The sequence below is a fragment of the Campylobacter sp. RM16188 genome (assembly GCF_012978795.1).
Lineage (GTDB): Bacteria > Campylobacterota > Campylobacteria > Campylobacterales > Campylobacteraceae > Campylobacter_A > Campylobacter_A canis.
Genome location: NZ_LIWQ01000001.1, coordinates 119557 through 140377, shown reverse-complemented (window position 1 = coordinate 140377; position 20821 = coordinate 119557). Strand labels below are relative to the sequence as shown.

18 protein-coding genes are annotated in these 20821 nt (G+C 39.1%); 10 read left to right on the top strand and 8 right to left on the bottom strand.

Features of this window, described 5'->3' with window-relative positions; all coding sequences use genetic code 11:
• Positions 1 to 3 precede the first annotated feature (3 nt).
• From CDOM16188_RS00730 to CDOM16188_RS00720, 3 genes are read left to right on the top strand one after another with little or no spacing between them, the layout of a single operon-like run.
• Positions 4 to 1122: an efflux RND transporter periplasmic adaptor subunit gene (locus CDOM16188_RS00730; protein WP_172197341.1), complete on the top strand. Its 1119-nt coding sequence runs from the start codon at positions 4 to 6 to the stop codon at positions 1120 to 1122.
• On the top strand, positions 1123 to 4260 hold the full coding sequence (locus CDOM16188_RS00725; RefSeq protein WP_172197338.1) for an efflux RND transporter permease subunit: 3138 nt from the start codon (positions 1123 to 1125) through the stop codon (positions 4258 to 4260).
• On the top strand, positions 4253 to 5623 hold the full coding sequence (locus CDOM16188_RS00720) for an efflux transporter outer membrane subunit (RefSeq protein ID WP_172197335.1): 1371 nt from the start codon (positions 4253 to 4255) through the stop codon (positions 5621 to 5623). Before CDOM16188_RS00725 ends, CDOM16188_RS00720 begins: the two co-directional genes overlap by 8 nt.
• A gap of 44 nt (positions 5624 to 5667) precedes the next feature.
• Here the strand turns inward: CDOM16188_RS00720 and purN are convergent, their stop codons facing one another.
• Genes purN through tig form a run of 7 tightly spaced genes read right to left on the bottom strand, consistent with a single transcriptional unit; the run spans position 5668 to position 12666 of the window.
• Positions 5668 to 6246, bottom strand: a complete 579-nt coding sequence (gene purN, locus CDOM16188_RS00715) for a phosphoribosylglycinamide formyltransferase (protein ID WP_172197332.1) — start codon at positions 6244 to 6246, stop codon at positions 5668 to 5670.
• On the bottom strand, positions 6228 to 7637 hold the full coding sequence (locus CDOM16188_RS00710; protein WP_172197329.1) for an NAD(P)H-hydrate dehydratase: 1410 nt from the start codon (positions 7635 to 7637) through the stop codon (positions 6228 to 6230). The genes purN and CDOM16188_RS00710 overlap by 19 nt, the downstream gene beginning before the upstream one ends.
• Positions 7634 to 9154, bottom strand: a complete 1521-nt coding sequence (locus CDOM16188_RS00705; RefSeq protein WP_172197326.1) for a YifB family Mg chelatase-like AAA ATPase — start codon at positions 9152 to 9154, stop codon at positions 7634 to 7636. Before CDOM16188_RS00705 ends, CDOM16188_RS00710 begins: the two co-directional genes overlap by 4 nt.
• Positions 9151 to 9669: a peptide deformylase gene (gene def / locus CDOM16188_RS00700; protein ID WP_172197323.1), complete on the bottom strand. Its 519-nt coding sequence runs from the start codon at positions 9667 to 9669 to the stop codon at positions 9151 to 9153. The genes CDOM16188_RS00705 and def overlap by 4 nt, the downstream gene beginning before the upstream one ends.
• Positions 9669 to 10688: a diguanylate cyclase gene (locus CDOM16188_RS00695; protein WP_172197320.1), complete on the bottom strand. Its 1020-nt coding sequence runs from the start codon at positions 10686 to 10688 to the stop codon at positions 9669 to 9671. Before CDOM16188_RS00695 ends, def begins: the two co-directional genes overlap by 1 nt.
• A gap of 11 nt (positions 10689 to 10699) precedes the next feature.
• Positions 10700 to 11290, bottom strand: a complete 591-nt coding sequence (gene clpP / locus CDOM16188_RS00690; RefSeq protein WP_169943013.1) for an ATP-dependent Clp endopeptidase proteolytic subunit ClpP — start codon at positions 11288 to 11290, stop codon at positions 10700 to 10702.
• Entirely contained in the window at positions 11287 to 12666 is a 1380-nt protein-coding gene (tig, locus tag CDOM16188_RS00685) for a trigger factor (protein WP_172197317.1), read from the bottom strand. The genes clpP and tig overlap by 4 nt, the downstream gene beginning before the upstream one ends.
• Positions 12667 to 12799: 133 nt before the next feature.
• On the opposite strand from tig, the gene folE reads away from it, so the two are divergent.
• From folE to CDOM16188_RS00650, 7 genes are all read left to right on the top strand, one after another.
• Positions 12800 to 13387, top strand: a complete 588-nt coding sequence (gene folE, locus CDOM16188_RS00680) for a GTP cyclohydrolase I FolE (RefSeq protein WP_169976409.1) — start codon at positions 12800 to 12802, stop codon at positions 13385 to 13387.
• A complete protein-coding gene (gene fliI, locus CDOM16188_RS00675; protein WP_172197314.1) occupies positions 13387 to 14691 on the top strand; it encodes a flagellar protein export ATPase FliI in 1305 nt (434 codons plus the stop codon). The genes folE and fliI overlap by 1 nt, the downstream gene beginning before the upstream one ends.
• 348 nt (positions 14692 to 15039) lie before the next feature.
• Positions 15040 to 15654, top strand: a complete 615-nt coding sequence (locus tag CDOM16188_RS00670) for a hypothetical protein (RefSeq protein ID WP_172197311.1) — start codon at positions 15040 to 15042, stop codon at positions 15652 to 15654.
• A gap of 508 nt (positions 15655 to 16162) precedes the next feature.
• Positions 16163 to 17353 carry a NifS family cysteine desulfurase gene (locus CDOM16188_RS00665; protein WP_172197308.1) on the top strand — a complete coding sequence of 397 codons (1191 nt, stop codon included), beginning with the start codon at positions 16163 to 16165 and terminating at the stop codon, positions 17351 to 17353.
• 69 nt (positions 17354 to 17422) lie between these two features.
• Positions 17423 to 18415, top strand: coding sequence for an iron-sulfur cluster assembly scaffold protein (locus CDOM16188_RS00660; RefSeq protein ID WP_172197305.1), 993 nt, complete (start codon positions 17423 to 17425; stop codon positions 18413 to 18415).
• 338 nt (positions 18416 to 18753) lie between these two features.
• A complete protein-coding gene (locus tag CDOM16188_RS00655; RefSeq protein ID WP_172197302.1) occupies positions 18754 to 19176 on the top strand; it encodes a molybdopterin-binding protein in 423 nt (140 codons plus the stop codon).
• Positions 19177 to 19342: 166 nt separating this feature from the next.
• Positions 19343 to 19912 (top strand): YceI family protein, encoded by a 570-nt coding sequence (locus CDOM16188_RS00650; protein WP_172197299.1) that lies wholly within the window; start codon positions 19343 to 19345, stop codon positions 19910 to 19912.
• A 77-nt stretch (positions 19913 to 19989) separates the two neighbouring features.
• Here the strand turns inward: CDOM16188_RS00650 and CDOM16188_RS00645 are convergent, their stop codons facing one another.
• On the bottom strand, positions 19990 to 20784 hold the full coding sequence (locus tag CDOM16188_RS00645; protein WP_172197296.1) for a class I SAM-dependent methyltransferase: 795 nt from the start codon (positions 20782 to 20784) through the stop codon (positions 19990 to 19992).
• Positions 20785 to 20821 lie beyond the last annotated feature (37 nt).

Genomic DNA, 20821 nt, shown 5'->3' with positions numbered 1-20821 from the left:
TATATGAAAAAACTTGCAAATTTTTCTCTAATAATGGGAATTTTAATCTCTTTTTCGGGCTGCTTTAAGGACGATAAAGCAAATACAGCGGGTCAAAGACCGCAGATGCCGCCTGCAAAAGTAGATATCATAAAAGCCAAAAAAGAAGACATCCCGATAACTTTTGAATATCCCGCTAAAATCGTAAGTGACCAAGACGTAACGCTTCGTCCTAAGGTTTCAGGCACTCTTATTAAGCAGTATTTTAAAGCGGGCGATAGTGTAAAAGCGGGCGATAAGCTGTTTTTAATCGACCCTGAAAAGTATCAGGCAAGCTATGACGCTCTTGAAGCAAGCGTGGGCGTAGCGAGCGCAACTCTTAAAAACGCTCAAACCGAATTTAATAGAGTAAAAAAACTTTATGAGAAAAAAGCCGTAAGCCAGAAGGAATTTGACTCTGCAAAAAGCGCTCTTGATATCGCAAACGCAACCTTGCTAAGCGTAAAGGCAAATTCCAAAAACGCAAAGATAGATCTTGGATATACGACAGTTGTTGCGCCGTTTGACGGAATTTTGGGCGAAAATTTAGTAGATGTGGGCTCTTTTGTTTCAGCTAGCGCAACGGAGCTTGTAAGGCTAACCAAAATCGATCCGATAAGCGTTAAATTTTATATCGCCGATGTTGATAATCTAAATAGAATCAAAAACGTACAAAGCGGCTCTTGGGAGCAAAATGGCGCTAACGCCACGCTAAAAACGGGAGGCGAAATTTTTAAAGGCAAAGTAAACTTTATAGATAATGTAGTGGATGTGAATGTAGGAAGCGTTTTGGCTAAAGCGGAATTTGAAAACAAAGACGCAAAGCTAATGCCGGGAGCTTTTGCAAGCGTAGTCATGGATGGATTTTATCAAAAAGACGGATTTAAGATTCCTCAAGTAGCCATCCAGCAAGACGCTATGAACACCTTTGTACTTGTGCTAAAAGATCAAAAAGTAACGCAAAAAAACATAGAAATTTCATATCAAAAAGAGGACTATGCGGTAGTTAGCGGCGGACTTGAAGAGGGAGATTTGATCATCATAAACAACTTTAAAAAGATTAGAGTGGGAGCGGATGCGCAAGTTGATAAGGAGAAAAACTAGATGTTTTCTAAATTTTTTATAGACAGACCGATATTTGCTACGGTCGTATCTATAATCATAGTAATAGCAGGCGCAATGGCAATTAAAGGTCTGCCGGTAGAAGAGTATCCGCAACTTACCCCGCCTCAAATTTCAGTAAGCGCGGTTTATACGGGAGCTGATGCGCAAACCATTGCGGATTCGGTTGCAACTACTATCGAAGATCAGATAAATGGCGTTGAAAATATGCTTTATATACAAAGCACTTCAAGCTCAAGCGGTACTATGGGCATAAACGTATATTTTAAGATAGGCTCTGACTCAAAACAAGCCGCAATCGATGTAAATAACCGCGTTCAAGCGGCTCTTGCAAAGCTTCCTAGTGAAGTTCAGCAAAGAGGCGTAACGGTAAGAGAAAGAAGCTCAAGCATACTTGAAGTTATCACTTTTACCTCTGAAGATATGGATATCATTAAGATGCACAACTACGTGCTTGCAAATATAGAAGACGAGATAAAAAGAGTAGACGGCGTAGGCGACACCGCGGTAATCGGCAATAAAGACTATGCTATGAGAATTTGGCTCAAGCCTGATCTGCTTGCGAAATTTAACATCTCGACAAGCGAGGTTATAGCCCAGATAAATCAACAAAACAAACAATACGCAACGGGCAAAATCGGAGAGCAACCAAATACTACCGATAACCCTTATGTCTTTTCCATTAGACCGGAGGGGCGATTAAAAAGCGTTCAGGAATTTGAAAATATCATCATAAGAACTTCAAAAGAAGGCACCGTGCTAAAGCTAAAGGATATAGCCGAAGTTGAGCTTGGCGCAAAGAGCTATGTCTTTGAAGGTATGCTAAACGGCGAAAAGATGGTTCCTATGCTAATCTTTTTGCAAAACGGCGCAAACGCTCTAGCTACGGCTAACGCGGTCAATAAAAGACTTGAAGAGCTAGCAAAAACCTTTCCTGCGGGCTTTAAACATAACGTTTCTTACAATCCTACCGAATTTATACAGGTGTCGATAAACGAAGTTATGAAGACCTTTATAGAGGCGATGATACTCGTAATGGTCGTTATATATATGTTTTTAAAGAGTTTTAGAGCCACAATCATACCTATGATCGCCGTTCCCGTATCTATCATAGGCACATTTGCGGGGCTTTATGCGATGGGCTTTACGATAAATTTGATAACTCTTTTTGCTCTCGTGCTTGCTATCGGCATAGTCGTGGATGATGCGATTATCGTCATAGAAAACGTGGAGAGAATTTTACATGAAGAAAAAGATATAAGCGTAAGAGACGCTACCGTTAAGGCTATGGAGGAAATTTTTGCGCCCGTTATATCCATAGTGCTTGTTCTATCGGCTGTTTTTATCCCGGTTGCTTTTATGGAGGGCTTTGTAGGCGTTATACAAAGGCAGTTTGCGCTAACTCTTGTTGTTTCGGTTTGTATCTCAGGACTTGTGGCGCTTACTCTAACGCCTGCGCTTTGTGTTGTAATGCTTAAAAAGCAAGAGTCAAAGCCGTTTTGGTTTGTGCAAAAATTTAATGACTTTTTTGACTGGAGTACAAAAATTTTCAGCGCAGGAGTAGCTAAAGTGCTGCGTCATATAATCCCAAGCTTCATCATCATAGCCATAATGGGATATGCTATATTTACGCTGTTTAATAAAATTCCTTCAAGCCTAGTGCCATCAGAGGATAAAGGCTCGATCATAGCCATCACATCTCTTCCGCCGGCTTCGGTAATGGACAGGACAAAAAATGAGATGAAGGATATAAGCAGCGCATTTACCAAAAATCCAAACATCGAATTTGTAACAGGGCTTGTAGGATATGATATGTTTGCCGGCGCACTTAAAGAAAATTCAGCCGTAGCCTTCATCAGACTAAAAGACTGGAGCGAAAGAAAGAGTCCGGATAGCTCGGCAGGTGCGCTAGTAGGGCAATTCAATAAGATATTTTGGGGTTCAAAAGAGTCTATGACCTTTGTCGTCAATGTTCCGCCGATAACCGGGCTTAGTATCACGGGTGGATTTGAGATGTATCTACTTAATAAAACGGGTAAGACTTACAACGAGATCGAAAAAGACGCCCTTAAGATAGTCGCCGCGGCAAATGCACGCCCTGAGCTTACCAGTGTGCGAACTACGCTTGAAACAACCTATCCACAGTATAATATAAGCGTAGATAAGCAAAAAGCAAAGCTCCTTGGAGTAAGCGAGCCTGATATATTTAGCACGATAGCTGCTACAGTAGGCTCATACTACGTAAATGACTTTAACATGTTAGGAAAATCCTACGACGTTCAAGTAAGGGCTTTAGATAAATATAGAAATTCTCCTGAGGACTTTAGAAACATATTCGTTAAATCAAATTCGGGAGAGATGATACCTCTAAATTCACTCGTTACTCTAAAACGAAGTGTAGGGCCTGACATAGTCGATAGATTTAACCTCTTTCCTGCGGCTAAAATTTTAGGCGATCCAAAGCCCGGATACACTTCAGGCGATGCGATAAGGGCCATAAGTGAAGTGGTTGCGCAAAATCTCTCAAGTGACGAATACTCCATAAGCTGGTCGGGAAGCGCCTTTCAAGAGGTTAGCTCACAAGGCACGGGCGCGGTAGCATTTGCTTTCGGAATGGTGTTTGTGTTTTTAATCCTAGCCGCACAGTATGAGAGGTGGCTTATACCGCTTGCGGTTATTACCGCGGTTCCTTTTGCCGTATTTGGCGCACTAGTAGCCACTTGGCTAAGAGGACTGCATAACGATATATATTTTCAAATAGGTCTGCTTTTACTCATCGGACTATCGGCTAAAAACGCGATATTGATTGTAGAATTTGCAATGCAAGAGCGTCAAAACGGAAAGAGCGTCTTTGAAGCTGCGGTAAATGCCGCAAGGCTAAGATTCCGCCCGATAGTAATGACATCTATCGCCTTTACGCTTGGAGTTTTTCCTATGGTTATCAGCACGGGAGCGGGTGCGGCTTCTCGTCATGCGCTTGGTACGGGAGTTATAGGCGGCATGATAGCGGCAACCACTATAGCGCTGTTTTTCATACCGATGTTTTACTATCTGCTTGAAAATTTAAACAACAAATTTTGGGACAAAAAGCTAAAAACACAGGAGGTAGCCAATGCGTAATCTCATCATAATCATCGCTGCGATATTTTTTGCGGGCTGCTCGTTTAGACCCGACTTGCCCAATGTAGATACGAAATTTGAAGCGACTTATCAATTTACGAGCGATATAAAAGACAGATGGTGGGAGGAATTCGGAGATGAAAATTTAAATGCTCTTATAAACGATGCTCTTAACAACAACATAGATCTTAAAATCGCATTTTTAAATTTGCAAAAAGCAGAGGCAACGCTTGGAGTAAGAGAGGCTGATACTTTACCCAACGTAAATTTAAACGTCAGCACAAACAGAACCAAAAACAGCGGTCAAATACGCGGCGAGCAGACGATTGACTCTATATCTTTGGGGCTAAATTATGAGATTGATTTTTGGGGTAGAGTTAAAAACAGCATAGAAGCGGCTAAATCAAGCCTGCAAATGAGCAAATTTGACTATGATACTGTAAGACTTAGTATAAGCTCTATTGTGGCGCAAAGCTACTTCACGCTGGTTTCTTTAAATATGAAAGAGAAAATTTTAAAAGACACGGTTAAAAACTATGAAAATACTCTTGAATTTAGAAACTCGCAGTTTGAATTAGGCGCTATAGACGAGGTAGTTTATCTGCAAAGTAAAGCCGCCGTGCAAAGTGCTAAAGTAAATCTCATAGAAGTTCAAAATCAAAAAAGTTCGCTAATCACATCTTTAAGCATTTTAAGCGGTAAAACAAACGACGAAATTTTAAAAAGCTCCATAAAAAGCTCGAAAAATCTACCAAAAGAGCCCGAAATAAAAGCCGGAATCAGCTCTGACATACTCTTTCAAAGAAGCGATGTAGCAAGTGCTTATGAAAGCCTAAAGGCAACTAATGCCCTAATCGGCGTAGCAAAGGCTGAGTATTTCCCGACGATTTCGCTGACGGGATTTTTTGGATACTCAAGCGACAATCTAAAAAATATTTTTAAAAACAATGCCAATACATGGAGCTTTGGCGCTACATTGGTTCAAAAGATATTTGACTACGGCAGAACCAAAAACAATGTAAAAATAGCTCAAACGAACGAGCAAATAGCGGCTTTAAACTACGAAAAAACAATCAAAACCGCTCTAAGCGAGGTAAAAGACGCTCTTACAAACAGAGAAAACGCCAAGCGATCTCAAGCCGAGATTAGCGACCTTTTAAGCTCTCAGCAAAAAATTTATAATATCGCTCAAAGCAAATTTGACGAAGGCTACAGCAGCCATCTAGAGCTACTTGACGCTCAAAGGAATTTGTTATCGACTAGATTGCAAGATGCAAACGCCAAACTAAATTCCATAAATTCGGCAGTTGGTGTTTATAGGGCATTTGGCGGAGGATTTAAGCTACAAGATATGGAAGAATAATTCTTTCGTATCGTATTTGCAAAATGCAAATTTTATAAAATATCTTACGCTTTACAAAGAATTTTCACTATACTTTCAGGCAAAATTTCATGCTCTATGGCGTGGATTTTTGCCTCAAATTCTTCAAGACTCATACCATCGGTTTTCTCAAAAGCTCTTTGCATTATGAGCTTCCCGCCGTCAAGCTCTTCATTTACATAATGCACGCTAACACCTCCTACTAACATCTCGCTTTCAAAGCTCTCCTTGATAGCATGAGCCCCTTTAAAAAGCGGTAAAAGCGACGGATGAAGGTTGATAGCTTTTATGTTAGTCGTAAAAATAGGGGTTAAAATCCTCATAAATCCCGCAAGAACCGTTAAATCAATATCATGCTTTTTAATCTCACTAACTAACGCCGCATCAAATTCCTCGCGCGAACTAAATTTCGTATGCTCTATAATCACGCTTTCAAGCCCGTATTTACGAGCTCGCTCTATGCCGTAAGCGTTAGCTTTATTTGTGATTGTTAGCGCGACTTGGATTTTGATGTCGTTAAAAATTTTATTATGAACTCTTTGAAGGATAGCTTCTAAATTTGAACCGCTTCCGCTAAATAAAACCGCTATTTTTTTCGTAACCATTTAAGCCCTTTGATGATATCTTTAGGAGTTATCGAGTAGTTGTTTCGCTTTGATTTTCGCACGCTTAAAGCATGTGCCAAAGTACCGCTTATAGCCGCATCAAGCGTAGTGTAGCCTTGAGCGAGTAAAGAGATGATTATGCCACTTAGTGCGTCTCCGCTTCCCGCTTTTGCAAGAGCTGCGCTTCCATAAGGCATCAGGTAAATTTTCCCCTCAAAAGCAATTATGGTGTTAGCGCCTTTTAAAACTAACACATTTGGAAATTTTTTGCTCCACATTCTGGCAATTTCAAATCGATTTTCTTGCACCTCTTGCACACTAAATTTGCCAAATCCGCCAAGCTCTAAAAGCGAACAAAATTCCTTTGGATGAGGAGTTATCACTATCTCTTTTTTTGATTTTAAAAGCTCTATAGTAAGCTCTTCGTAGCACATATCAGCATCAAGCACCAACGCCTTTTTGTTTTTAAGCGTGTTAAAAAGCTCTATTTTTTTAGTCTCATCAAGCTTTCCAAGCCCCATTCCAAGAGCTCCATAAGCCATTTTTTCAGTTATTGAGCTTACATTCATCAAAAGCGGATCGGTTATCAAATTCTTAGACTCACTAACGATACTAACAAGCCCTGCTCCCATAGCTAAAGCCGATTTGCCGGCTATTTGAGCAGCTCCGCTAAGCTCACCGCTAACTATAAAAACATGCCCGAATTCACTCTTGTTAGTGTTAGCTTTAATTCTAAAAGGCAAATTCATATCGCTTTTTAAAAGCCTGAAAGTATCGGTTGCTCCTTCAAATTTACTAGCTGCAAGCCCCAAATCAGCCACTTTTATCTTGCCTGTAAAATCTTTAGCAAAATCAGAATAAAGTCCGATTTTAGCAGCTCCCATAGTTATAGTTATATCGGATTTAAAAACGGCGCCGCAACTATTTCCAAGCTCATTAAGCCCGCTTGGGATATCGCATGCTATCTTGTAAGCTTTTATTTCGTTTAAAGAATTTATAAGATTTATCGTCTTTTTATCCAAATTTCGATTAAGTCCAGAGCCAAAAATCCCGTCGATAATGCATTTATATTTGCCTATTTTTTTAACGGGTTTAACTCCAAGCTTAAATGCTCTGTCAAGCTGAGTTTTAAGCGTCTCGTTTTGCTTATCAAACGCTAAAAAAAGCTCGCACTCATACTCGCCGCTTAACATTCTAAGAGCGGCTGCTACGTCTGCAGCGTTATTTCCGCTACCGCAAACTCCTAAAATTTTTGCGCCCTTTTTAACTCTCTTGTGCACATGTTTTGCAAGAGCATTTGCGGCATTTTCCATCAAAATTTCGTTGCTTAAACCAAATTTTAAGCAAGCCGTTTCATCGAGTTTGGAAGTGTTTAAAAACAGTTTTTTCATGCCTCGCTCCTTACGCGAAAGCTTAAAGCCTCTAAGATATGAGGCTTTTTAATTATCTGCGAGCCGTCAAGATCGGCAATTGTGCGAGCTACTTTTAGAGTTTTATTTATGCCTCTTTGAGTAAGAGCAAATCGCCCGACCGACATATCCAGCACGATTTTAGCTTCACTATCGCAAATGCAAAATTTAGCTATCTCTTCATCGCTTAACTTGCCGTTTAGCTCGCTTTGACCCCGCTTCATCTGCACCTCAAAAACTCGCAAAACTTCACGCTGTATATCGGCACTCGCGACATCGCTCTTATCGCTACTTGCAACCTCGTCCATAAGCACGTGCAGGTCGATCCTATCCAAAAGAGGCTCGGAAATTTTAGCCTTGTATCGCTTGATATCGGTTTCTAAACATCTGCAGTTTAGCTGTTTTGAGAACAAATTTCCGCACGGGCATGGGTTCATGGCACCCACAAACATAAATTTCGTCTTGTAAGTTATCTTGGAATTTACTCTTGAGATGTGGATTTGATTATCTTCAAGCGGCTCTCGAAGGCTTTCTAAAATTTGCTTACCGAAGTGGGGAAGCTCGTCAAAAAACAAAATTCCGCCGTTTGCAAGAGCGACCTCGCCTATCCTTGCGCTTGCCGTTCCGCCTCCAAAGATAGAGCTTTTAGTCGATGTATGATGCGGGCTTCTAAAAGCTCTAAGCGCGCTAAACTCATGATCTTGCAAATTTAGCGACGAGTATGCCGCACTGAGTAAAATTTCATCTAAATTTTGAGGCGGAAGGATATATCTTAAGCGTTTTGCGCTCATGCTTTTGCCACAACCCGGGCTTCCTTCAAAGATGATATTGTGCATACCGCAAGCTGCTATAAGGCAGGCTCTTTTGGCTCTAGCCTGGCCTTTGATATCCTTAAAATCAAGATCAAATTTTGAGTTTATAACATAATTTTTACCGCAAATTTGAGTCAAATTTGCAAATAAAGGATGAGTATCTTTTACTAAACACTGCTTCTTAAATTCGTCATCAAGAAAAAATTTGATCGCTTCATCAAGCCTATTTACAGCGTAAATTTCCAAATTTGGTATCATGCCTGCGCTATTTGCTATCTCTTTTGGAACTAAAACTTTAGCCTTTTTAACACTTGCGCTTAGAAATAGCAGTATAGAAAAAAGAGTTGTCGTACTCTTAACGCTTCCGTCAAGTCCAAGCTCGCCAAATACGAAAAATTCGCCAAAATTTACGACTTCTTTTTGTAAAGCTATCAAAAGCGCGATAGGCAGATCAAAATGGCTTCCCGTCTTTGGCATATCCGAAGGAGAGAGATTTATGATGATTTTTTGTGCGGGAAAAGAGAAATTCTGAGCAAGAAGGGCTGATTTAACCCTTGCTTCACTCTCTTTTATGCTCGTGCCTGCAAGCCCTACGATGCTAAGTGCGGGAAGACCTCTGTTAAAGGTTGATTCAACATCAACGATCCTCAGCCCGTCGGTGTAAGTCGCGCACTTTAGCGATTTCATAGATTTTTATCTCGAAGCTTCTTATACTCTTTATCAAATTTTTTTCTTTTATTGTAACCGATCTTTTCTATAAACAGATGTCCGTCAAGATGATCCATCTCGTGCTGAATAGCTACGGCTAAAAGCCCATCCGCTTCAAGCTCACACTCTTTGCCGTGCCTATTTTGATATCCTAGAGTTATCTTTTCGGCACGCTTTACTTCCTCGTAAAATCCGGGCACGCTAAGGCAGCCTTCTTGGAAAATTTGCTCGCCCTCTTTACGCAATATTTTCGGATTTATTATCTCAAGCAGGTCGGCTCTCTCTTGAATTTCAGTTTCTTCATTTACTAAATTTATAATGAGTACACGAATAGGATTTTTTACCTGAATCGCCGCCAACCCAATTCCGTTTTTGGCTATCATCGTATCATACATATCGTCTAAAAATTTATGCAAATTTTCATCAAACTCGCTCACCTCAATCGATCTTTGATATAGCCTTTTATCGGGATAAGTTAAAATTTCAAGTACCATTATTTACTCTCTACGATTACGTATTTTTCAAGGCTTCTGCCACTTTTTATAAGGCTGTCAAGAGTTTGGGAAAGCACTTCTTCGACCGTTTTTGTAGTATTTAGATCACAAACAGCTATCTCCATATCGATTTCAAATTCCTCGTCGCTTATTAAAAACGTAGCCGCATAAAACATATCGGCAATCCGTTCGCAAGCCTTTTTCGCACCCTCTATATCCGTATGCTTCATAAGCATGGCAAAAATTCCATCGCCATAGTGAGCTAGTATATCGCTTCTTCTTGAAGTTTTAAGCAAAAATCTTGAGATATTTTTTAGCACTATCTGCTTATCTCTAACTCCAAGCATATCAACGGCGCTATCTTTTGGTTTTACAAGCATGAAAGATGAGTTATAGCCGTATTTTTTCACATACTTCATCTCTGAAGTCATGGTTTTTAGGAAAAATTTCTTGTTATAAAGATCAAATTGAGGATCATAAATCGACTGCTCTTCAACCACCTTAAAAACCCTGCTTATCTCTTCATAGTTCGTTTTGATAACGTCTATATGCTTGTTCATAAGCGTATTTAGCTTATCTAAGTCCTCATTAAAAGCGCTAAATACATTTTGCACGGTGAGCAAATTTGCATTTGATTCAAGGCTATCGGAGCGTTTTTTGATGATAGTTTTCATGATGCCTAAATTTTTATAGATAAGCGCAACAGCTTGAAGCATGCTCTTTATCTGAGCAAAACTCTGCTTGATCTCTCGCTCGATGTAAATTTGTCTATCGTCTTCAATCCTGCCTATCTCATCTTCAATCTCTATGATCTCGCCCATCTTTTTTTTAAATTCATCGGGCTTTTTTTCAAGCATTTTTTCAAAAAAGATCGAATAATTTTTAGGAATGGAAGGAATATTCTCTTCGTTTAGCTCTTTGATGATATCTTCGGAAAAATCATAGATATTAAACTCGCCTTGGTCTTTTTCCTTGATGGTTACGGTATTTTCAGCCTTTTTTTTATTAACTTTAATCAAATTTAACCTCGTTATTTAAAGCTTTTCTCCAAAACTTTATCGATTAGCCCATACTCTTTGGCTTCAAACGAACTCATGAAAAAGTCCCTATCGGTATCTTTTGCTATTTTGCTTAATTTTTGACCCGTGTTTTTAGCCAAGATAGAGTTTAGAATTTCTTTCATACGCAAAATTTCTTTAGCTTGAATTTCTATATCGGTAGCTTGACCTCTAGCACCGCCTAGGGGCTGGTGTATCATGATGCGAGAATTTGGAAGCGCATATCTTTTGCCGGGAGTTCCGCAACTTAGCAAAAAAGCCCCCATAGACGCGGCTTGACCTATGCAGATCGTGCAAACATCAGGTTTTATATAGTTCATCGTATCATATATACTAAAGCCGCTTGTGATAACTCCGCCTGGGCTATTTATGTATAAGTAGATATCTTTATCGGGATCTTCGGCCTCTAAAAACAGCATTTGAGCCACGATAGAAGAGGCTATACCGTCTTCTATCTCTCCGCTTAGCATTACGATACGATCTTTTAAGAGGCGAGAATAGATATCATAACTTCGCTCGCCCTTGCTTGTTCGCTCGATTACGTATGGGACGTAATAGCTCATTTATCTGCCTTTTTTGTTGTCTTTTTTTCAGTTTTTGGTTCGTCTTTTTCTTTAGCCGCTTTTTTAGGCTCTTTTTCAGCTTTTTCTTCTTTTTTGTCAAACATTTCGTTAAATAGCTTTTCTTCTATCATAGACATTTTTATAGCCGGTAAAACTCCTTGATTTTTGTAGTTTTCAAGGTGTTGTTTCGGATCAAGTCCCGATCTGTAAGCCTCAAAATAAACAGCTTGGATAAGCTCTTGATCGCTTACGGCTACATTTCTTCTTCTGGCAAGCTCATCTATGATAAACGTTAGTTTTACGCTCTTTTGCGCATCTTCGCGGAATGTCTCGCGCTTTTTAGTTAGAGCGTCTTTATCATCTCTAAAGCTCTTCATCTCATCTTCGCTAAAGCCATTCCATGCACCGCGGAATTGCATATCTATCTCTTGTTCTACGATGTTTTTTGGTATATCGAATTTATACTTTTCGACTATAGCTTCTGCGAATTTCGGTTTAAGCTCTTCATTTACCAGCTTATACTGCTTGTCGGCTCTTATTTGATCTTTGATTCTCTCTTCAAGAAGCTCAACGCTAGCGTTTTCTTCATTTGGCATAAGTTGTTTTAACAGCTCCGCGTCTATCTCTTTTGCTACGTTTTTGCCTTGAATTTCATGCAGTTTTACTTTAAACACAGCCGCTTTGCCTGCTAAATTTGGCGCACCGTATTCAGCCGGAAATGTTACTTCTACATCTTTTTCTTCACCGACTTTTAGACCGATCATTCCATCTTCAAAGCCCGGTATAAACTGACCCGAGCCTATCTCAAGCACATATCCTTCAGCCTTGCCGCCGTCAAACGCAACGCCGTCTACGAAACCTTCAAAATCAAATTTAGCAAAGTCGCCTTTTTCTAGCTTTTTCTTATCAACTTTCTCAAGCGGAGCTACCATCTTTAAAAGCTCGTCTTTTTTCTCGTCAATCTCTTTTTTCATAACGCGAGGAGTTGAAAATTCAGGTATAAGCTCTTCGTATCCGTCCAAATTTACGACAGGTTTAAATGAAATTTCTATCTCGGTATCGATAGCGCCCTCTTCTCTTTCGAATTTTATAAACATCGGCTCGCCGATAACCTCATCTGTTTTTCTATTAAGCTTTTTTAAAGCGGCGTCTATAAGATCTTTTAAAGCGTCTTGTTCCGCATCGCTGGTTAGCTCTTTTTCGTATCTTTTTAAGACTAAATTTACAGGCACTTTACCAACTCTAAAGCCTTCCATTTTCATATTTTTAGCTGCTTTTTTAGCAAGATTTTCAAGCTTTGATTTTATCTCTTCGCTTGAGATTTTAGCCGTTACCGAAGCGTTGGCAGTGTCTATAACTTTGGTTTTGAGTTCCATTTATTTCCTTTTAAAAATAAAAATTTTCTAATGAATATATCAAATTTTTCCTTATTAGTTGTATAAATTTGAAATTTATCAATGCAAAAGGCGCTTTAATGTAAAATGTGGCTAAATTTTAAGGAAATCAAAAATGCAAGAAAATCAGCAAAAAATTAGCTTTGAAAATTCGGTTAAAAACATGCTTGAGATAATCGGCGAGGACGTAAATAGAGAAGGTCTTATCAAAACTCCCGAAAGAGTTTTTAAAGCGTTTAAATTTCTAACTCAAGGTTATGAACAAGATCCAAAAGAGGTGCTCAACGACGCACTTTTTGAAAGCTCAAACAACGAAATGGTTTTGATGAGGGATATTGAATTTTATAGCCTTTGCGAACACCATCTGCTTCCTATAATCGGGCGCGTTCATGTGGCGTATATACCAGACGGCAAGGTTGTAGGGCTTAGCAAGCTTCCTCGCATGGTAAATATCTTTGCCAGAAGGCTTCAAATTCAAGAGCAGATGACCGAACAGATCGCAAGCGCGATTCAAGAAGTTATCAAACCAAAAGGCGTTGGTGTGGTGATAGAAGCAAGGCATATGTGCGTAGAGATGAGAGGAGTTGAAAAGATAAACTCAACCACCACGACTTCGGCGTTAAGAGGAATTTTTATCAAAAATGCGGATACCAGAAGAGAGTTTTTCGCTCTTATAAATTCGCCAAAAGAGGTGAGATTCTAGTGAGTTTACAGCGTCTAAAATCCAAGCTAAACTCAAATTTATCCCTTTCAAACGTCTTTGGAGTGATAAATAAAATTTCATCAACTACTATTGAAATTTCAGGGCTTCGTCCAAGTATTGGCGATATCGTCCAGATCGTTGCTCGCGACAAAAGCAAAAGAGGTCTTGGCATGGTTACCGAGATCAAACAAGACGGAGCTTTTATATCGCCGTTTGGATTTGTCGAGGGCTACAAGATAGGAGATCTTGTCTATCTAAGCGATCAAGGCATGAAAATCCCTGTCGGCGATGCGCTTCTTGGGCGCGTAGTGGATCCATTTATGAGTCCTAAAGACGGCAAGGGAGCTATTTATACCGATGATTTTGCCCCTATCATGAAAGCACCTATTGACGCCATGAAAAGAGGTCTTATAGATGAGATTTTTAGCGTAGGAGTTAAGAGTATAGACGCGCTTTTAACTTGCGGCAAAGGTCAAAAGCTGGGAATTTTTGCAGGAAGTGGAGTCGGCAAAAGCACTCTAATGGGCATGATCGTAAAAAACTCCGAGGCTCCCGTTAAAGTAGTAGCGCTCATTGGCGAAAGAGGTCGCGAAGTGCCCGAATTTATCGAAAAGAACCTGCATGGAGATCTAAGCGGTACGGTGCTTGTGGTAGCTACGAGCGATGATAGCCCTCTTATGAGAAAATACGGCGCATTTTGCGCTATGAGCGTAGCGGAATACTTCAAAAACCAAGGCAAAGACGTGCTGTTTATCATGGATAGCGTGACAAGATTTGCCATGGCGCAGCGCGAGATAGGACTAGCGCTTGGCGAGCCGCCTACGTCTAAGGGGTATCCTCCTTCCGTGCTTACGCTACTTCCTCAACTAATGGAGCGGGCGGGAAAAGAAGAAGGCAAAGGCTCTATCACTGCGTTTTTTACGGTTTTGGTTGATGGCGATGACATGAGCGATCCGATAGCCGATCAAAGCCGCTCCATACTTGACGGACACATCGTGCTAAGTAGGGAACTAACGGACTTTGGAATCTATCCGCCGATAAATATCCTAAATTCGGCTTCGCGTGTGATGAACGATCTAATCACGCCCGAACACAAGGCAAACGTGGCTAAATTTAAAAGATTTTATTCACTTATAAAAGAAAATGAAATTTTGCTTCGTATCGGAGCTTACCAAAAAGGCAACGACAAAGAGCTTGATGCGGCGATCTCAAAGCGAGAATTCATCGATAAATTCCTTAAACAAGACGAAGATGAAGGCTTTAGCTTTGAAAGAAGTCAAGAGATGCTAAAAGAGATAAATTAAGCCTAAAACAGCGCTATAATCTTAGCTTAAAATTTGCACTTTAATTTCGTTTTTATCGAGTCTGCCAAAACTAACTTTATAACTTCCAAGCCAAGCAAGGCTTAAAATTTGACTCGTTTCAGAATGAATTTCAAATTTATAGTCTCAATGCTTATGCACAAAAGTCCGATAATAACGCAGCAAAATCCTAAATGTAAAAATTTGTAATATAATACTCATTACAAAGAATTTAATATATAGTGGCGCAAGCTAAACCAAACAATACCGACAAATCAATCGAATTTGCGGGACAAAAAGGAGTTTGGTATGAAATTTATACGAAAATACGGTGAAATTTAAGGCATTAAGATGCTGATAATATATCCGTTTTATCTTTTGATCTGTATTTTTATCTTCATATTTGCTATCAAAAAAATGAATTTGAGCAAATTTATAGGCTCTTTTATACTGATAATAGCTCTTTTAACCCCTTGGAGCTTTTATCTAATCGCAAAAATTCTAACCGTTAGCTACTGCAAAACGGCTCAAAATTTTATGTTTGAACTGCACGAAAATCCTAGCTTTTTATTTACCGATTATGCGTTATATAACGAGGCTAAATTTTCTTGTGAAAAAGCAGGCAAGCACGCTAGAATCGGATTTGTAAAAAGAGAAAATATAACCGTAATAACCTGCGATCCGGAAGATAAAAATATAATCCCTTTAAGCGGGTACAGCCTGTTTGACTTTAATGTAACTGCCGAAAAGATAGGGTTTTTACCTCTGATGCAAAATTTTATAGACGGCAAGCGCATGGTTGTGGTTGATAACAAAAGCCAGAAAAAAGTAGCCTCAAACACATCTATCATAAATAGCTATCATAGCGCTTTTTTAAACGAAAAAAACGGCGAATTCCTATTTCAAAGCGGTGAAGCCTGTGGAGATATGCTCGGCTTTTACGAAAAGCTGTTTTATCCAAGATGATTTTATATATCTTATATCTCAAAACTTTATGTTTAAAAGTAACAAAATATAAATTTCTCAAATAAAATTGCGCATTAAGAGAAGTTAAATTCGAGCTATGGTGATTTTATATTGAAATACTTTAAGCTTACACAAGCTCATGGCTCTTAAAAAACATAAAAGCCGTATAAATAAAATAAAGCGAGTGAGAAAAATCTTTTTATGGGACAAATCTTTAAAAATTTAAGAAATAAATTATAAAATATCTATGAATTTTAAGAAATTCTCGCCCGAAATCTTAAAAAAATTAATTAATTTTAAAAGCGCTAAATCTCAAATAATGGGTGCTTGTAGTTCAATTGCGAATAATTCATAAATTGATAAAGAATTTCAATATAAATTCAATATCAAAATCATCCCAAATTTGAAAAAATTAAGCCTAAATTTTAAACTAAATTTTATGCAATTTGTTATAATATCCTGAAAAAATAAAAAAGGATAAAATCTATCCTAATTAAAAGGCAAAAATTTGAGAGTTTATTTAGATAACAACGCAACTACGATGGTTGATCCCGAAGCTTTCGAGCTCATGAAACCGTTTTATTGCGAAAAATATGGAAACCCAAACTCGCTTCATAGATTTGGCAGCGAAACTCACCCTGCTTTGCGCCGCGCAATGGATCAGCTTTATACGGCCTTTAACGCTAGGGATAAAGACGATATCATCGTAACAAGCTGCGCGACAGAGAGTAATAACTGGGTTATAAAAGGCGTATTTTTTGATCATATGTTAAATAAAGACAAAGATCATATCATAATCAGTTCTGTAGAACACCCGGCAACTGGCGCGGCATGCGAATTTTTGAAGCAATTTGGCATAAGAGTAAGCCACATTCCGGTTGATGAAAACGGGCTTTTAGATCCAAACGATTTAAGAAATTTGATAGATGACAAAACTGCGCTTGTAAGCGTAATGTGGGCAAATAACGAAACGGGGACAATTTTTCCGGTTAAGGAGCTTGCGGCTATAGCGCACGAATACGGCGCGCTCTTTCACACCGATGCCACACAAACGGTCGGCAAGATAAAAATAAACGTGCAAGATATAAATATGGATTTTATGAGTTTTTCTGCGCACAAATTTCACGGTCCAAAAGGTATCGGCGGACTTTATATCAAAAATTCTCAGCCACTTACAAGCCTGCTTCACGGAGGTGAGCATATGGGCGGCAGACGAAGCGGAACGCTTGACGTAGCAGGTATCGTAGGTATGGCGCAAGCGCTGGAAAATAGCAACAAACTAATGGAATTTGAAAATTTACACGTTAGAAAATTAAGAGACAAGCTTGAAGACGCTCTACTTGAAATTCCTGAAATTTCAGTTGTGGGAGATAGGGCTCATCGCTTGCCAAACACTATTTTAGCCGCAGTTAAAGGCGTTGAAGGCGAAGCTATGCTTTGGGATTTAAACCAAGCTGGCATTGCTGCTTCTACGGGTTCTGCTTGTGCGAGCGAAACGCTTGAGAGCAACCCTATAATGGAAGCGATCGGTGCTGACAAGGAGCTTGCGCACACGGCTTTAAGGCTATCTCTTTCAAGATTTAACACCGAAGAAGAGATCGACTACGCGATAGTGCATATCAAAAAAGCGGTTGAAAGATTAAGAGCGATTTCAAGTACGTTTGCTTATACGCCGGATTGGCACGCAAGCGGGCTTTAATAAATTTATAAATTTAAAAAGAAGGAGCTGATTTAGCAAAGTTGCTAAACAAGCCTCAAAAGGAATAAAATGGCAAAACACGATTTAATCGGCGGCTCGATTTGGGATGAATACTCACAAAAAGTTCAAGACCTAATGAACAGCCCTCGCAATATGGGACAGATAACCGAAGAAGAAGCAAAAGAGCGTGGCGGCAAACTTATAATCGCCGATTTTGGCGCAGAGAGTTGCGGCGATGCGGTGAGGCTTTATTGGTTAGTTGATGAAAAAACAGATATCATCATGGATGCGAAATTTAAAAGCTTCGGCTGTGGAACGGCTATAGCAAGCTCCGATACTATGGCTGAGCTTTGTATCGGCAAAACGGTCGATGAGGCGGTAAAAATCACAAATATAGACGTGGAAAAGGCGATGAGAGACGATCCTGAGACTCCTGCCGTCCCACCTCAAAAGATGCACTGCTCGGTAATGGCTTATGATGTCATCAAAGCGGCTGCGGCAAGCTATAAGGGAGTAAATCCTGAGGATTTTGAAGACGAGATTATTGTGTGCGAATGCGCCAGAATAAGTCTTGGCACGATTCGCGATGTAATCAGAATGAATGACTTAAAAACGGTCGAAGAGATAACTCAATATACCAAAGCGGGTGCATTTTGTAAATCCTGCATTAAACCGGGCGGACACGAAAAAAGAGAGTATTATCTAGTCGATATCCTAGAAGAAACCAGGGCTCAAATGGAAGCTGAGAAGCTAAAAGCTATCGCGGACGCTAAAATTTCAGGAAACGATAGCGATTTGGCATTTGAAGAACTTACGGTAGTAGGTCAGCTTAAAGCGGTTGAAGCGGTTATAGATGCCGAAATTCGCCCTATGCTTATGATGGACGGCGGAAATATGGAAATTCTTGATATCAAGAAAAACGACAAAGGCATTATCGATATCTACATCCGATATCTTGGGGCTTGCTCAGGATGTGCAAGCGGTTCGGGTGGAACGCTATATGCGATCGAAAACGTGCTACAAGAAAATTTAAGCCAAAATATCAGGGTCTTACCTATTTGATTTAATATACACTGACGGCTTTGGAGTTAAATTTGACTTCCAAAAGCCGTCAATCTATCTTTAAATAAGCCAAATTTCTTATCAAATAGCTCAAATTTAAAATAATTTATATAATTAAACCGATTTTAGCTATTTGAATTTATATTTAAATTTTAAATTTGAAATATTTATTTTAAACATTTTATAGATAAGATCGCGAATTTACAAAGCTTTTAAAGTATTATCAAAAATCAAATTAAATTATTTTTCTATATAATTTTATTTTAAGTTTTGCCAAAGTTTAGGCTGTTAAGATTTCACCAAGATTTAAAAATCAAACTAAAAACAAAGGATTTAACATGTCATTCAGCGCAAGAAATCAACTTCAAGCAGAGATCGTTGAAGTAAAAACAGGTGTTGTAAATTCACTTATCGTAAGCAAACTCCAAGGCGGAGAGATAGTAAAAGCAACAGTTACAGTCGAGTCTGAAAAAGCCCTTGATCTTAAAGTAGGCAAAAAAGTCGTTTATCTATTTAAAGCCTCAAGCATAATTGTCGCAAAAGGCGAAAACGAGCTTAAATTAAGCGCAACTAATCAAATCAAAGGTAAAGTCGTTAGCGTTAAAGAGGGTGCGGTAAATTCGGAGATAGACATCAAGATAGCAGGCGGAGATAAGCTAAGCGCTATCATCACAAACGAATCCACCAAAAGCTTGGCCCTTAAAGCCGGTGATGATGTAGTTGCGGTTATCAAAGCAAGCCAAATTATTATCGGTGCTTAATTAATATAAAATTTGTCCGTGCGACTTTGTGCGGACTTTCTTTTCATAAATTTATCTTAAATTTAAATTCTAAATTATTAAAATAAAACACAAAATATAACTGATTTATTATTCATTATAAAATATCAAATATAATCTTGAAAATTATTTCAAACAAGGATATATAATGAAAAAACTAATCAAAATATCGGCTATCGCAGCACTTTTAGCAAGCTTTAGCTATGCGCAAAATTATGCTATAGACCATGCTCACAGCACATTGGGGTTTCAAGTTAAACACCTTAAAATAGCAAAAGTAAATGGTAAATTTAAAGCTTATGATGCTAAAGTTGATTACGACAAGGCAACAAACGAGCTAAAAATGCTTGAGGTAACAATAGACACCAAGTCAATAGATACAGACAACAAAAAACGTGACGAACACCTATCTTCAGAGGACTTCTTTGATGCCGGCAAATTTGACAAAATCACTTTTAAAATGACCAAATTTGAAAAAGAAGGCAGTGATGAAGGCAATATTTATGGCGACTTGACCATAAGAGGAGTAACAAAACCCGTAAAACTTGACTTTGAATACGGCGGAGACACTAAAGATCACCACGGTAATGAAAAAATCGGCTTTAGCATCACAGGCGAAGTCATGAGAAAAGACTTCAACGTAGGCTCAAATTTTGGAGATGCTATGATCTCTGAAAAAGTAAAAATTCAAGTCGACGTAGAAGCTGCGGCAAAATAATTTCATACACAAATTTGACCTTTTTCAAAAGGTCAAATTTTCTTCATATCTCCTAAATAAATTTTACAACTCAAATTTCAGACATCAACTCGCACAAATGCCCAAATCATAGGCTCGCTCTTAAGCTCATAGCCTTCGTTAAAATAGTTTCTTAAACGCTCTTTTTCAATCTCGCTTAACTCGTTTCCTATACCCCAAGTTACTTTTTTGATAAGCTCCTCCGCGCTTGTGGCGGCGGAATGCTTGTTTTCGCTTTTTATAAAATCAAGCCTTGGCAGATAACCCATCTGGGCCAAGATATTTACAAGATAGATATAATCGGGCTTTGGCTCGACCTCTTTTTGCATAGCTCGTAAAATTTCCTCATCGACGAAGCTGGCTCCCACTTTAAAAGTGATATAAACAGCCTTTTTAGCCTTTGAGATGAGCTTAGCGAGTGCGCCACGCAGATCGTCCACCTCAAGGCAGCGCGAAGCAAATACGATATCACAGATCGGCACATCGCCCCAGTCGTGTTCAAAGGCTTTTTGTGCGGTTTTTATGTTGGTTAAATTTAACTTAGCCGCATTTTGCTGCGTAAATTTAAGCATGTTTTTTGAGTAGTCATAAGCATACACGCTTTTTGCTTTAGGTGATACTTTTAGACTCAAAGTTCCCGGACCGCAAGCAAAATCAAGCACGCTTTCAACGCCGTTAAAATCAACCCTGCTTAAAAACTCATCGATATAAATGCTATCATGCACGCTCTCGTTCATTCCTGCTGCTTTATTATCCCAGTCCTCTACGCTTTTTGAGCCAAACGAGCTTTTGGCTCGCTGAGCTTTATAAAGCTCGTTAAAGTCGATTTTATCGTAGTTTGAAGGTAGTATCATCATAAATCCTTTGAAATTTTATACAAATTCATCAAAT

What these genes read in the sequence shown, in the direction of transcription:
- CDOM16188_RS00730 (WP_172197341.1), top strand. Translation starts at nt 4, where the DNA reads ATGAAAAAACTTGCAAATTTTTCTCTAATAATGGGAATTTTAATCTCT.
- CDOM16188_RS00725 (WP_172197338.1), top strand. Translation starts at nt 1,123, where the DNA reads ATGTTTTCTAAATTTTTTATAGACAGACCGATATTTGCTACGGTCGTA.
- CDOM16188_RS00720 (WP_172197335.1), top strand. Translation starts at nt 4,253, where the DNA reads ATGCGTAATCTCATCATAATCATCGCTGCGATATTTTTTGCGGGCTGC.
- purN (WP_172197332.1), bottom strand. Translation starts at nt 6,246, where the DNA reads ATGGTTACGAAAAAAATAGCGGTTTTATTTAGCGGAAGCGGTTCAAAT.
- CDOM16188_RS00710 (WP_172197329.1), bottom strand. Translation starts at nt 7,637, where the DNA reads ATGAAAAAACTGTTTTTAAACACTTCCAAACTCGATGAAACGGCTTGC.
- CDOM16188_RS00705 (WP_172197326.1), bottom strand. Translation starts at nt 9,154, where the DNA reads ATGAAATCGCTAAAGTGCGCGACTTACACCGACGGGCTGAGGATCGTT.
- def (WP_172197323.1), bottom strand. Translation starts at nt 9,669, where the DNA reads ATGGTACTTGAAATTTTAACTTATCCCGATAAAAGGCTATATCAAAGA.
- clpP (WP_169943013.1), bottom strand. Translation starts at nt 11,290, where the DNA reads ATGAGCTATTACGTCCCATACGTAATCGAGCGAACAAGCAAGGGCGAG.
- tig (WP_172197317.1), bottom strand. Translation starts at nt 12,666, where the DNA reads ATGGAACTCAAAACCAAAGTTATAGACACTGCCAACGCTTCGGTAACG.
- folE (WP_169976409.1), top strand. Translation starts at nt 12,800, where the DNA reads ATGCAAGAAAATCAGCAAAAAATTAGCTTTGAAAATTCGGTTAAAAAC.
- CDOM16188_RS00670 (WP_172197311.1), top strand. Translation starts at nt 15,040, where the DNA reads ATGCTGATAATATATCCGTTTTATCTTTTGATCTGTATTTTTATCTTC.
- CDOM16188_RS00660 (WP_172197305.1), top strand. Translation starts at nt 17,423, where the DNA reads ATGGCAAAACACGATTTAATCGGCGGCTCGATTTGGGATGAATACTCA.
- CDOM16188_RS00655 (WP_172197302.1), top strand. Translation starts at nt 18,754, where the DNA reads ATGTCATTCAGCGCAAGAAATCAACTTCAAGCAGAGATCGTTGAAGTA.
- CDOM16188_RS00650 (WP_172197299.1), top strand. Translation starts at nt 19,343, where the DNA reads ATGAAAAAACTAATCAAAATATCGGCTATCGCAGCACTTTTAGCAAGC.
- CDOM16188_RS00645 (WP_172197296.1), bottom strand. Translation starts at nt 20,784, where the DNA reads ATGATACTACCTTCAAACTACGATAAAATCGACTTTAACGAGCTTTAT.